Consider the following 12,575-nt stretch of genomic DNA (forward strand, 5'->3'; position numbering starts at 1 on the left):
GAAGCGCGCGAAGTGGCTTGTCCGGTCTGCTGGTTGTGGGACTCCTGGCGGTGGCGGGATGCAGTTCCGGGGAGGCGGACGCCGGTGCCCGGAAAGACGGCAAGGGCGGCCGGAGCGCCGCCTCGAAGCCCGCCGAGAAGCCGGAACTCACGGCGTACGAAGCCCCCGTGAAGTTCGCCGCCGATCCCACGGGCGAATCGTTCGGCCAGACCGGGCCCCTGCTGAGTTCGACGCTGGCCGGGCGCTACCTCTTCACCAAGGGCATCGTGGGCGTCCAGGTCCGGGATGTGGCCACGGGGCAGCAGGCGGGGCCGGAGCTGACCCCGCGCAACACCGTCCAGCGGGTGTTCCCGAAGGACTACTTCCGCAAGACGGACCGGCGGGACGACCTGGCCCCCTTCGTGCTGGAGCGGGCGGGCGGCGATCCGCTCGTCCTCGTTCCGTACCACGTGTCCAAGGCGGCCCGGGGCACCACGGCCTCCCGGCACTTCGTCGAGCTGCTGGTCATCGACTCCGGCACCGGCAAGCTGCGCAGCAGCCTGGAGATCCCGCTGGGCGACGGCTTCCGGAACCGCGCCACGGCGACGCGGGTGGTCGGGGCGCAGGGCGGGACGGTGGCGGTCTCGGCGCGCGTGCACGACCAGCGGCCCTCGCCCAACACGAACCGGACCACCTTCGGCGTCGACCTCAGTGACCCGGACCGGCCCAGGTCCCTCTGGGAGGAGTGGGGCTTCGAGGCGTACACCGTGGCCGGGGGAAACGCGGTCGGCGCCTCGAACGACAACGGCGCGCGGTACCAGGTGCTGACAGCTGTGAGCATGAAGGACGGCGACACGGCGTGGCAGGACCGTTCCCACAAGCGCTCCGCGGGCGTGAACCCCGCGTTCCAGGCGCAGTGGATGACGTCGGCGGGGCCCGACCGGATCATCACCACGAAGGTGACGCGCAGCGGCATCTTCTCGTCCCGCAGCCAGCTGGTCCTGGTGGACGCGAAGACGGGCAAGGAGAAGCCCCTGGCCGACAAGGAACGTCCCGTGGAGTGCCGTTACGACGGGAAGTCCGTCGTCGTGTGCGGGCGGCACCCCGGAGCGGCCCGGCGCGCGGCCGAGGTCTTCGCCGTCGACGTCGCCGGCGCCAAGGTGCTGTGGGAGCTGCCCGACAGGGCGGCGGGCCGTATCGCCCCCGAGGTCACCGCGGTCCGGCAGGGCCGGGTCTACGCGAGCACCGCTTCGGGCCCGGTGGTCCTCGACGCGCGCAGCGGGCAGGACATCGAACTGGAGCCGGGCATCGCGCCCGTGGCCGTGAACGAGTACGCGGGGCTCACGGCGGTCCGGAAGACCGGCTCGGGGTCCGGCTTCAGTTCGGCGGACGATCTGTGGGAGATGACCCTGCACCGCGCCCGCGGCTGAACCCGCCGGGTACGCGAACCGCCCCCGGCGCTGTGCGGTGCCGGGGGCGGTTCCGTCGCGCGTCCGTACGGGCTCGCGTGCGCAGAGGTCAGCGCAGCTGCTCGTACGCGGGCAGGGTCAGGAAGTCCGCGTAGTCCTGGTCCAGGGAGACCTGGAGCAGGAGGTCGTGGGCCTGCTGCCACTTCCCGGAGGCGAAGGCCTCCTCGCCGATCTCCTCGCGGATCGCGGCCAGTTCCTCGGCGGCGACCTTGCGGGCCAGGTCGGCGGTGGCGTGCTCGCCGTTGTCGAAGACCACGTCCGCGTTGATCCACTGCCAGATCTGCGAGCGCGAGATCTCGGCGGTGGCCGCGTCCTCCATCAGGTTGAAGATGGCGACCGCGCCCAGCCCTCGCAGCCAGGCCTCGATGTAGCGGATGCCGACCGCCACGGCGTTGCGCAGGCCCTCGTACGTGGGCCTGGCGTCGAGGGTGTCGATGGCGATCAGATCGCCCGCCGCCACCGAGACGTCCTCGCGCAGCCGGTCCTTCTGGTTCGGCTTCTCGCCGAGGACCGCGTCGAAGGAGGCCAGGGCGATCGGGACCAGGTCGGGGTGGGCGACCCAGGAGCCGTCGAAGCCGTCGTGCGCCTCCCGGTCCTTGTCGGCCTTGACCTTCTCGAAGGCGATCTTGTTGACCTCGGCGTCGCGGCGGGAGGGGATGAAGGCCGCCATGCCGCCGATCGCGTGCGCGCCGCGCTTGTGGCAGGTGCGGACCAGGAGTTCGGTGTACGCCCGCATGAAGGGGGCGGTCATCGTCACCGCGTTGCGGTCCGGCAGGACGAACTTGGCTCCGCCGTCACGGAAGTTCTTGACGATGGAGAAGAGGTAGTCCCAGCGTCCCGCGTTGAGTCCGGCGGCGTGGTCGCGCAGCTCGTAGAGGATCTCCTCCATCTCGTACGCGGCGGTGATCGTCTCGATCAGGACCGTCGCGCGGACCGTCCCCTGCGGGATGCCGACGTAGTCCTGGGCGAAGACGAAGATGTCGTTCCAGAGGCGGGCCTCCAGGTGCGACTCCGTCTTCGGCAGATAGAAGTACGGGCCCTTGCCGAGGTCGATCAGGCGCTTGGCGTTGTGGAAGAAGTAGAGGCCGAAGTCGACCAGCGCCCCGGGCACGGAGACGCCGTCCACCTGGAGGTGGCGCTCCTCCAGGTGCCAGCCGCGCGGGCGCATCACGACCGTGGCCAGCTCGTCGGCGGACTTGAGGGCGTACGACTTGCCGGACCCCGGGTCGGTGAAGTCGATGCGGCGCTCGTAGGCGTCGGTCAGGTTGAGCTGGCCGAGGACCACGTTCTCCCAGGTGGGAGCGGACGCGTCCTCGAAGTCGGCGAGCCAGACCCTGGCGCCGGAGTTCAGCGCGTTGATGGTCATCTTGCGGTCGGTCGGACCGGTGATCTCCACCCGTCGGTCGTTCAGTGCGGCCGGAGCCGGGGCGACCTTCCAGGAGTCGTCCGCGCGGATCGCCGCCGTCTCGGGCAGGAAGTCCAGCGTGGAGGTGCGGGCGATCTCGGCGCGGCGCTCACCGCGCCGGGCGAGCAGCTCATTGCGGCGCGGGGTGAACTGCCGGTGCAGCTCGGCCACGAACGCGAGGGCCGCGTCGGTCAGGACCTCTTCCTGCCGGGGCAGGGGCTCGGCATCGACGATGGCCAGCGTGGACGGCGCTGGTGCGGACATGAGCTGTCACTCCTTCAGCGGGCGGCGGCGTCTCATGGCCGCCGGGTCGCCTGAGACGGCACGGCGTGCCATGGCTCCGAGATACGGCCGTGGGTGCCGTCTGAGGTTCAGAGGGCTTCTGACCAGTGGATAGTAGTTTCCTCATAGTGGAAGTTCAATGGTTTGTTGATATCGAGATTCTCCGGGTCGACAGAAACCTTCCATCGGCGGCGCAGCGTGCCAGTGCGGCCACGCACCGTCTCCGCCGCCCCGGATCGTCACTCCAGATGCTTCAGGTCCTGCGCGGTGTCGATGTCGTACGCCTCGGCCACATCGGAACACTCCACGAGCGTGATCGCATCGCGGTGCTCGCGCAGATACGCCCGCGCCCCCTGGTCGCCTCGCGCCCCTGCCGCGATGCCCGCCCACCGGTCCGCCCCGAACAGCACCGGATGGCCCCGCTCCCCGTCGTACGCGGCGGCCACCAGACTCGCCCGGGAGCGGTACGCCGAACGCACCCGGGCCACCGCCTCCGCCCCGATGCCCGGCTGGTCGACCAGCAGGACGAGCGCCGCGTCCGCGTGCGTCCCGGTCAGGGCCGCCAGCCCCAGCCGCAGCGAGGAGCCCATGCCCTCCTCCCAGCCAGGGTTCACCGTCACCGCGCACCCCGTGAGATCGGCGCGGGCCCGCACCTCGTCGGCCGCCGCGCCCAGCACCACGTGCAGCGGGCCGCAACCGCCGTTGCGCAGGGAGCGCACGGCGTGCTCGACCAGGGGGCGCCCCCGGTGCTCCAGCAGCGCCTTGGGGCGGCCGCCGAGCCGCCGCCCGCCGCCGGCCGCCAGCAGCACCCCGGCGACCTTGGGATTCCTCGCCCCGAAAGCCGCGTCTGACGTCATGTCCGTAACCATGGGGTCTGAATACCACTGAGTCCTTCGCACACGCGACACGCATGTCACCCTCAGGGGTCACCCCGACTTCTTTCCGTGGGCTGGCGCGCACTGCCTGTTATGGCGTTAACTTGCGGGCGAACCCGGGGACTTGGCCACAGGCCCGAGGGGACACACCGGCACGAGGATGTGCGAGGGGGAGTGCTGTGTTGCGAAGCGTCGGGCAGAAGCGGGTGACCGGCAGCGCCGAGGACCCGAGGGTGGCTGAGCTGCGCATGGCCGTCTCCCGCCTCCGCCGCGAACTGGCCGGGCTGCGGGCCGAATTCCCCGACCGGCCGATCGCCGAGGACGAGCTGGCCGCGCTGGACGCCATGGCCGTCGGCGGTGTTCCCGAGATCCCCCGGCTGCGCCGCTCCCTGTTACTGATCGCGGGGGCGATCGGCTCGGTCAGCGCCCTGGCCGCGGCCCTGCGCGAGGTGCGCAACGCGGTGGACCTCTTCGGGGAGCCGCCGCGCGGGTGACCGGCGGGGCGCGGCGGGTCAGCGGCGGATAAGCCTGCGGGCCGTGGCCGCCGCCACCGCGGACGTACGCGAGTCGACGCCCAGCTTCGCGTAGATGTGCACCAGGTGGGACTTGACCGTCGCCTGGCTCAGGAACAGCCTCTTGCTGATCTGGAGGTTCGACAGCCCCTCCCCGACCAGCTGGAGCACCTCCAGCTCCCGCCGGGTCAGCGCCTCGGCCGGGGTGCGCATCCGGTCCATGAGCCGGTGGGCCACCGAGGGCGCCAGCGCGGACCGGCCCGCCGCCGCCGTACGCACCGCCGCCGCCAGCTCCTGCGGCGGCGCGTCCTTGAGCAGATAGCCGCTCGCCCCCGCCTCGACGGCCGCCAGGATGTCCGCGTCGGAGTCGTAGGTGGTGAGGACCAGGACACGGGGGTTCTCCGGTACGGCGGTGATCGCCGCCGTGGCCTCGGAGCCGTGCATCCCCGGACCCGGGCCGAACTGGAGGTCCATCAGGACGACGTCGATGCCGCCCGCCGCCGCCAGGGCGACCGCCTGCTCGGCGGTCGCGGCCTCGTCGACGACCCGGAAGTCCGGCTCGGTGTCCAGCACCGCGCGCAGCCCCGCCCGGACGACCGGGTGGTCGTCCGCGAGCAACAGCCTGATCTCGTCCCCGCTCATGCCGCCCGCTCCCGGTCCGTCACGGGCAGCGGCAGCGTGACCGCCACCGCCGTGCCCTGGCCCGGCGCCGACTCCACGCTCAGCACCCCGCCCAGCGAACCGGCCCGGGCGCGCATCGCGGGCAGCCCGAAGCCGCCGTCGCCGCGCTCCTGGACCGGCGCCCCGGCCGGGTCGAACCCCTGTCCGTCGTCCACGACGTCCAACGCCACCGAGGTGTCCATGAAGCTCAGGGTGATCTCCGCCCGCCCGGCCCGCGCATGGCGCACCGTGTTGGCCAGCGCCGACTGCGCGGTCCGCAGCAGCGCCACCTCGTACGGCGTCGGCAGCTCCGCCGGGCTGCCGCTGACCGCGAACCGTACGGTCAGCTCCGGCCCGGTCGTCCGGGCGCAGAGCCGCTCCAGCGCGGCGGCCAGCGAACCGTGCTCCAGATCCGGCGGAGTCAGGGCGCGTACGAAGGAACGGGCCTCGGCGAGGTTCGCCTGCGCGGCCTCGCGGGCGGCCCGGACATGCACGGCGGCCGGGTCCGCGTCGGGCAGCGAGCGCTCGGCGGCCCGCAGCAGCAACTGGATGCTGGACAGGCCCTGGGCGAGGGTGTCGTGGATCTCCCGCGCGAGACGTTCGCGTTCGGCGAGCGTGCCCGCCGTACGTTCCGCCTCGGCCAGGTCCGCCCGGGTGGCGACCAGCTCCACGATCAGCTCGCGCCGCCGCTCGCTCTCCCGGAACAGGGCGTCGTACCCGAGGACCGTGGCGACGGCGACGGCCGCACCGAGCAGCGGGCCGATGAACGCGCCGGGCGCGACCTCCTGCCGGTGCACGACGAAACCGGTGATCGCGGCCGCCGCGGTGACGACCACGGCGGGCAGCGCCCAGCGGGTCGGCAGCAGGTGAAGCTGGAGGAAGTAGAGCGGAAAGGCCACCCACAGGGCGTCCGGCGAGAGCACGAGCAACGCGAGCCAGAGGGCACAGAGCCCGGCCAGCCAGAGGGCCGCGACCCCGGCCCCGAGCGGAGCCGCGAAGGCGGCACGCGCAGCCGCTGTGGCCGCGCGCCCGTCTGCTCGGCTTCGCGACGCCGCCGCATCCTCGGGCTTCTTCGCCGCCGCATCGCGCTCCTCGGCCCGGCTTCGCAGCCGTACCGATCCGGCGAGCGCACCCGCCGCGTACAGGCCCGCCATCAGCACCGACAGGCCCACGACCGCCACGGCGTGCGGTGCGTCCCGGCCCACCGCGCGGAGCGCGGCCAGTGCCAGCAGGCCCGTCAGCAGCGCGTGCAGACAGAGCCGCAGACCGGCGGTGACGTGGGTGTGCGATCGCGAATCCATGGTCCGTCCAGCCTAGCGGCGGCGGCCCGGGGGCCGGTCAATCGAAAGGTTGATACCGGGCCCGTCCGCCGCGCGATGTTTTCCGCGCCCCGGGCCACCGACGATGGAGCCATGTTCGTCGCATGGAGAGACCTCCGGTTCGCCAAGGGCCGGTTCGCGCTCATGGGGTCGGTCGTGGTCCTGATCACGCTGCTCGTGGGCCTGCTGTCCGGCCTCACCGCCGGTCTGGCCCGGGAGAACACCTCGGCCGTCACCGGACTTGACGCCGACCACCTCGCCTTCGCCGCACCGCCGGGCGATCAGCCGGTGTCCTTCACCAACTCGACGGTCAGGGAGGACGACTGGCGGGCCTGGGCCGGGCGGCCCGGGGTCGAGGCCGCGCAGCCGGTCGGCATCCGGACCCTGAACGCCACCGCGGCGGGCGAGCGTACGGCCGCCGTGTCGGCCTTCGGCGTCGAGCCGGACGGCACCCTCGGGCCGGAGGGGATCGGCCCGGGGCGGGTCGTGCTCTCCGGGAAGGCGGCCGAGGAGCTGGGCGCCTCGGCCGGTGACCGGATCGCGCTCGGGCGGGCCGAGCGCGAGGTCGCCGCCGTCGCCACGGACGCCTCGTACAGCCACACGCCCGTCGTCTGGACGAGCCTCGACGACTGGCAGCAGATCGGCCACGACGGCGCCGGGCCCGCCGAGCAGGCGACCGTGATCGCCCTGACCACCACGGGCGGCGCCGACCTGGCGGCCGGGGACGAGGCGGCGGGCACCCGCACGCTCTCCCTCGACGACTCCCTCACCGCCATCGGCTCCTACCAGGCGGAGAACGGTTCGCTGCAACTGATGCGCGGCTTCCTCTTCGCCATCTCCGCCCTCGTCATCGGAGCCTTCTTCACCGTCTGGACCATCCAGCGCAGCGGCGATGTCGCCGTACTGAAGGCGCTCGGCGCATCGACGCCGTACCTGCTGCGCGACGCCCTCGGGCAGGCGGTGGTGATGCTCGTCCTCGGTACGGGACTGGGCACCGCCCTCGCCGCCGGAGCCGGGGCCCTGATCGGCGGGGGAGCCGTGCCGTTCGTCCTGGACGCGGCGACCGTCCTCGTCCCCGCCGCCGTCATGATCGCCCTCGGTGCGCTCGGCGCCGCCCTGTCCATCCGGCGGATCACCGCCGTCGACCCGCTCACCGCACTCGGGAGTGCCCGATGACGCTCACCCTGACCGACGTCACCCTCACCTACCCGGACGGCGAGGGCCGCCTCACCGCCCTGGACCGGGTCTCGCTGGACGTGCCCCCCGGCACTCTCACGGCCGTCGTCGGGCCGTCCGGTTCGGGGAAGTCCAGCCTGCTCGCGGCGGCCGCGACCCTGGTCACCCCGGACTCCGGGGAGGTTTCCGTGGCCGGCGTCCGGACCGCCGGACTGAGCCGCGCCGGGCGGGCGGCCCTGCGCCGGGAGCACATAGGCATCGTCTTCCAGCAGCCCAGCCTGCTGCCATCGCTGACCGCCGCCGAGCAGCTCCAGGTGATGCGGCACCTGTCCGGCGGGTCCGCGCGCGCCGCGCGCCGCCGGGCTCTGGAGCTGCTGGACGCGGTCGGTCTGGCCGACCTCGCGGACCGGCGGCCGCACCAGCTCTCGGGCGGCCAGCGCCAGCGGATCAACATCGCCCGGGCCCTGATGAACGAGCCGGAGGTGCTCCTCGTCGACGAGCCGACCAGCGCGCTCGACCACGAGCGCGGCGCGGCCGTGCTCGACCTGCTGGTGGCCCTGACCCGGGAGCGCGCCACCGCCACAGTGCTCGTCACCCACGACCTGGCCCACCTGGACCGGATGGACCGCACGGTGACGATGGACGACGGGCGGCTGACCGTACCGGCGAGGGTCTGAGACGAGCGGCGGTACGGCGGGGCGGGTTCAGCCCCCGTTCGTACCGCTGCTCGCCAGCGCGTCCGACAGCTCCTCGGCGACCTGCTGGAGGATCGGCACGATCCGCTCCGTCGCCTGCTCCGTCACCCGGCCCGCCGGGCCCGAGATGGAGATGGCGGCCGAGGTGGGGGAGTTCGGCACGGAGACCGCGAGGCACCGCACCCCGATCTCCTGCTCGTTGTCGTCCACCGCGTATCCGGCCCGGCGCACCTGCTCCAGGGCGTCGAGGAAGCCCTCAGGCGTGGTGATCGTCTTCTCCGTGGCGGCGGGCATGCCCGTACGGGACAGGAGCGCGCGGACCTCGTCGGCGGGGGTGTGCGCGAGGAGCGCCTTGCCCACGCCGGTGGAGTGCGGGAGGACCCGGCGGCCCACCTCGGTGAACATCCGCATGGAGTGCTTGGACGGCACCTGGGCGACGTACACGATCTCGTCCCCGTCCAGCAGCGCCATGTTGGCCGTCTCGCCGGTCTCCTCCACCAGTCGGCTGAGGTAGGGGCGGGCCCAGGTGCCGAGCAGCCGGGAGGCGGACTCGCCGAGCCGGATCAGACGGGGGCCGAGCGCGTAACGGCGGTTGGGCTGCTGGCGTACGTAGCCGCAGACGACCAGGGTGCGCATCAGCCGGTGAATGGTCGGCAGGGGCAGACCGCTGCTCGCGGAGAGCTCGCTCAGCCCGACCTCGCCCCCGGCGTCGGCCATCCGCTCCAGCAGATCGAAGGCGCGCTCAAGGGACTGCACCCCACCGCTGGAACCGGAGGGCTTGGAGTCGGCTGTGCTGGCGTGGGACGGCGGCACGTGGGCGATCCTTTCGAAGCGGAAGGCAAGGCAGCAGCCTACCGGGCCCTGCCCGGTCGGCCCACAGCTCCCGGCTGGCGTCCGTGCCGGTCAGGGCCTGTTTTGTCCGGGTGGAGACGGTCGGTACGAGCGGTTCGGCCGTGCCCCTTCTGGCCCATGCTACGTTCCGCAGTTCGAAATATGACTTTTACTTTGTGGAAACCTCCAGTCGGGGTGGCAGGGCTGGCCGGTCGGCCCTCCGTGCCGGAAGGTGGGTCTTGACGAGGGCGATTCCCGAGTGAAGACTCCATCGAAGCTTCAACAGTTCGTTGAATTCCTGGAGTGAAGGAGCACAGGTGTCCGGTGCGGACGTGAACCTGATACTGCGCTCGACGCGCGTCGTCACCCCCGAGGGCACCCGCCCCGCGGCAGTGGCCGTCGCGGGCGGGACGATCGACGCGGTCCTGCCGCACGACACCGAGGTGCCCGCGGGCGCCCGGCTGCAGGACTTCGGCGACGACGTCCTGCTGCCCGGCCTCGTCGACACCCACGTCCATGTGAACGACCCCGGCCGCACCGAGTGGGAGGGCTTCTACACCGCCACCCGCGCGGCCGCGGCGGGCGGTGTCACCACGCTCCTGGACATGCCGCTCAACTCGCTGCCGCCCACCACCACCGTCGAGAACCTGCGGATCAAGCAGCGGGTCGCCGCCCCCAAGGCGCACGTCGACACCGGCTTCTGGGGCGGTGCGATCCCCTCCAACGTCAAGGACCTGCGCCCGCTGTACGAGGCCGGGGTCTTCGGGTTCAAGTGCTTCCTGTCGCCCTCGGGCGTCGAGGAGTTCCCGGAGCTGGACCAGGAGCAGCTGGCCCGTTCCATGGCCGAGATCACCGGCTTCGGCGGCCTGCTCATCGTGCACGCCGAGGACCCGCACCACCTGGCCGAGGCCCCGCAGCGCCCAGGGCCCGCCTACGCCGACTTCCTCGCCTCCCGCCCGCGCGACGCCGAGAACACCGCGATCGAAGGGCTCATCGCCCACGCCAAGCGGCTCGACGCCCGGGTCCACGTCCTGCACCTCTCCTCCAGCGACGCCCTGCCGCTGATCGCCGCCGCCAAGCGCGAGGGCGTCCGCGTCACCGTCGAGTCCTGCCCGCACTTCCTCACGCTCACCGCCGAGGAGGTCCCGGACGGGGCCACCGAGTTCAAGTGCTGCCCGCCCATCCGCGAGGCCGCCAACCAGGACGCCCTGTGGGCCGGGCTCGCCGACGGCACGATCGACTGCGTCGTCAGCGACCACTCGCCCTGCACCACCGACCTGAAGACCCCGGACTTCGCCTCCGCCTGGGGCGGGATCTCCTCCCTCCAGCTCGGCCTGCCCGCCATCTGGACCGAGGCCCGCAGGCGCGGCCACGGTCTCGACGACGTCGCCCGCTGGATGTCCGCCGCCCCCGCCGAGCTCGCCGGGCTGACCCGCAAGGGCGCCATCGAGGCCGGGCGTGACGCCGACTTCGCGGTCCTCGCCCCCGAGGCCACCTTCACCGTCGACCCCGCCGAGCTCTTCCACCGCAACCAGGTCACCGCCTATGCCGGGAAGACCCTGCACGGCGTGGTCCGCTCCAGCTGGCTGCGCGGTGTCCGCATCGCCTCCGACGGCGTCCTCGCCGAGCCCACCGGCCGCCTCCTCGACCGCGACCAGTGACCGCGCCCGCCGGCCCCGTTCCCGTACGGGACCACTGACCGCGCCCCGGACGCCCCCTCGTACGAGACCACCGACCGCCCCCGAAAGGAACCCCCGACCATGACGGACGCCGCGATACCCCGCTTCACCGGTGACGCCGACCCGTACGCGGGCGGCGACCCCTACGCCGACCACCGCACGGCCGACTTTCCCTTCACCCACCTCGTGGACCTGGCCGACCGCCGCCTCGGGGCCGGGGTCATCGCCGCCAACGACGAGTTCTTCGCCGAGCGCGAGAACCTGCTCAAGCCCGAGCCCGCCGTCTTCGACCCGGAGCACTTCGGGCACAAGGGCAAGATCATGGACGGCTGGGAGACCCGCCGCCGACGTGGGGTCAGCGCAGCCGAGCCGCACCCCACCGCCGACGACCACGACTGGGCCCTCGTCCGCCTCGGCGCGCCCGGCGTCATCCGGGGCATCGTCCTGGACACCGCCCACTTCCGCGGCAACTACCCGCAGGCCGTCTCCGTCGAGGCGGTGTCCCTGCCCGGCTCCCCGTCCCCCGAGGACCTCCTCGCCCCCGACGTGAAGTGGACGACGCTCGTCCCGCGCACGCCGGTCGGCGGCCACGCGGCCAACGGGTTCGCCGTCGACGCCGAGCAGCGCTTCACCCACCTGCGGGTCAACCAGCACCCCGACGGCGGGATCGCCCGGCTGCGCGTCTACGGCGAGGTCGCCCCGGACCCGGCCTGGCTCAGGGCCCTCGGCACGTTCGACCTCGCCGCCCTGGAGAACGGCGGCCAGGTCGAGGACGCCTCCGACCGCTTCTACTCCCCGGCCACCAACACCATCCAGCCCGGCCGCTCCCGCAAGATGGACGACGGCTGGGAGACCCGCCGCCGGCGCGACAAGGGCAACGACTGGATCCGCTACCGCCTCGCCGCCCAGTCCGAGATCCGGGCCGTCGAGATCGACACCGCCTACCTCAAGGGCAACTCCGCGGGCTGGGCGAGCCTTTCGGTACGGGACGGGGAGAGCGGCGACTGGACCGAGGTCCTGCCCCGGACCCGGCTCCAGCCCGACACCAACCACCGCTTCGTCCTGGACGGGCCGGTGCGTGCCACCCACGTCACGATCGACATCTTCCCGGACGGCGGGATCTCCCGGCTCCGGCTGTACGGATCGCTCACGGACGAGGGCGCGACGGGGCTGGCGGCCCGTCACCGCGAGCTCGGGGGCTGACACCGGACCGGAGTGCCATCGCGGTCGCCGGGGGATCGCGGTGTGCCCGCACGGTCCCCTTGCGTGAGGGTGTGCCACCCTGGTACGGGTGCGGCGAGCAAGGCCTCAGCGGGTCTCTCGCCGCACCTTCCGACGTCCCGACCAGGAGCCCCCCCATGATCTTCATCGCCGTCAAGTTCACCGCCCTCGTCGCCGAGCGCGACAACTGGCTCCCCAGGCTGGAGGGCTTCACCGTCGCCACCCGCAGCGAGCCCGGCAACGTCTTCTTCGACTGGTCCTACAGCGTGGAGAACCCCAACGAGTTCGTCCTGCTGGAGGCCTTCGCCGACGCGGCGGCCGGGGAGGCACACGTGAACTCCGACCACTTCAAGGCGGCGATCGAGACGATGTCGGAGATGGTGGCCGAGGTCCCCGAGATCATCAATGTCGAGGTGGAAGGCACCGGCTGGTCCCGGATGGCGGAGGTCACCCCGCGCAACCGCTGAGCCGG

General features: G+C 72.7%; 12 protein-coding genes. 7 read left to right on the top strand and 5 right to left on the bottom strand.

Annotation, left to right across the window (positions count from 1 at the left end; translation table 11 throughout):
- Positions 1 to 50: 50 nt before the first annotated feature.
- Positions 51 to 1,409: a hypothetical protein gene (locus ACZ5WC_RS13505; RefSeq protein WP_468540927.1), complete on the top strand. Its 1,359-nt coding sequence runs from the start codon at positions 51 to 53 to the stop codon at positions 1,407 to 1,409.
- A gap of 88 nt (positions 1,410 to 1,497) precedes the next feature.
- Here ACZ5WC_RS13505 and aceB read toward each other — a convergent pair whose 3' ends face one another.
- Entirely contained in the window at positions 1,498 to 3,117 is a 1,620-nt protein-coding gene (aceB, locus tag ACZ5WC_RS13510; RefSeq protein ID WP_468540928.1) for a malate synthase A, read from the bottom strand.
- A 257-nt stretch (positions 3,118 to 3,374) separates the two neighbouring features.
- The gene (locus tag ACZ5WC_RS13515) at positions 3,375 to 4,004 is read right to left on the bottom strand and encodes a nucleotidyltransferase family protein (protein WP_468540929.1); all 630 of its coding nucleotides are present in this window, start codon (positions 4,002 to 4,004) and stop codon (positions 3,375 to 3,377) included.
- Positions 4,005 to 4,189: 185 nt separating this feature from the next.
- Here ACZ5WC_RS13515 and ACZ5WC_RS13520 point away from each other — a divergent pair, with 185 nt between their 5' ends.
- Positions 4,190 to 4,504, top strand: coding sequence for a DUF5955 family protein (locus tag ACZ5WC_RS13520; protein WP_468540930.1), 315 nt, complete (start codon positions 4,190 to 4,192; stop codon positions 4,502 to 4,504).
- An 18-nt stretch (positions 4,505 to 4,522) separates the two neighbouring features.
- On the opposite strand, the gene ACZ5WC_RS13525 is transcribed toward ACZ5WC_RS13520, so the two are convergent.
- Together ACZ5WC_RS13525 and ACZ5WC_RS13530 are read right to left on the bottom strand one after the other, a co-directional pair.
- Positions 4,523 to 5,164, bottom strand: coding sequence for a response regulator (locus ACZ5WC_RS13525; RefSeq protein WP_096625421.1), 642 nt, complete (start codon positions 5,162 to 5,164; stop codon positions 4,523 to 4,525).
- On the bottom strand, positions 5,161 to 6,483 hold the full coding sequence (locus ACZ5WC_RS13530; protein WP_468540931.1) for a sensor histidine kinase: 1,323 nt from the start codon (positions 6,481 to 6,483) through the stop codon (positions 5,161 to 5,163). The genes ACZ5WC_RS13525 and ACZ5WC_RS13530 overlap by 4 nt, the downstream gene beginning before the upstream one ends.
- Before the next feature lie 111 nt (positions 6,484 to 6,594).
- Between ACZ5WC_RS13530 and ACZ5WC_RS13535 the strand changes: the two genes are divergently transcribed.
- Both ACZ5WC_RS13535 and ACZ5WC_RS13540 read left to right on the top strand, forming a co-directional pair.
- Positions 6,595 to 7,677 (top strand): ABC transporter permease, encoded by a 1,083-nt coding sequence (locus tag ACZ5WC_RS13535; RefSeq protein ID WP_468540932.1) that lies wholly within the window; start codon positions 6,595 to 6,597, stop codon positions 7,675 to 7,677.
- Positions 7,674 to 8,354, top strand: a complete 681-nt coding sequence (locus ACZ5WC_RS13540) for an ABC transporter ATP-binding protein (protein ID WP_468540933.1) — start codon at positions 7,674 to 7,676, stop codon at positions 8,352 to 8,354. The genes ACZ5WC_RS13535 and ACZ5WC_RS13540 overlap by 4 nt, the downstream gene beginning before the upstream one ends.
- A gap of 27 nt (positions 8,355 to 8,381) precedes the next feature.
- Here ACZ5WC_RS13540 and ACZ5WC_RS13545 read toward each other — a convergent pair whose 3' ends face one another.
- Positions 8,382 to 9,185 (bottom strand): IclR family transcriptional regulator, encoded by an 804-nt coding sequence (locus ACZ5WC_RS13545; protein WP_096625413.1) that lies wholly within the window; start codon positions 9,183 to 9,185, stop codon positions 8,382 to 8,384.
- Between the two features lie 335 nt (positions 9,186 to 9,520).
- On the opposite strand from ACZ5WC_RS13545, the gene allB reads away from it, so the two are divergent.
- The 3 genes from allB (at position 9,521) to ACZ5WC_RS13560 (ending at position 12,570) form a co-directional block, all read left to right on the top strand.
- The gene (gene allB, locus ACZ5WC_RS13550) at positions 9,521 to 10,864 is read left to right on the top strand and encodes an allantoinase AllB (RefSeq protein ID WP_468540934.1); all 1,344 of its coding nucleotides are present in this window, start codon (positions 9,521 to 9,523) and stop codon (positions 10,862 to 10,864) included.
- 99 nt (positions 10,865 to 10,963) lie between these two features.
- Positions 10,964 to 12,085, top strand: coding sequence for an allantoicase (alc, locus tag ACZ5WC_RS13555; protein ID WP_468540935.1), 1,122 nt, complete (start codon positions 10,964 to 10,966; stop codon positions 12,083 to 12,085).
- A 155-nt stretch (positions 12,086 to 12,240) separates the two neighbouring features.
- On the top strand, positions 12,241 to 12,570 hold the full coding sequence (locus ACZ5WC_RS13560; protein WP_096625407.1) for a putative quinol monooxygenase: 330 nt from the start codon (positions 12,241 to 12,243) through the stop codon (positions 12,568 to 12,570).
- Positions 12,571 to 12,575: the final 5 nt, after the last annotated feature.

Source organism: Streptomyces sp. NPDC033165, from assembly GCF_055577965.1.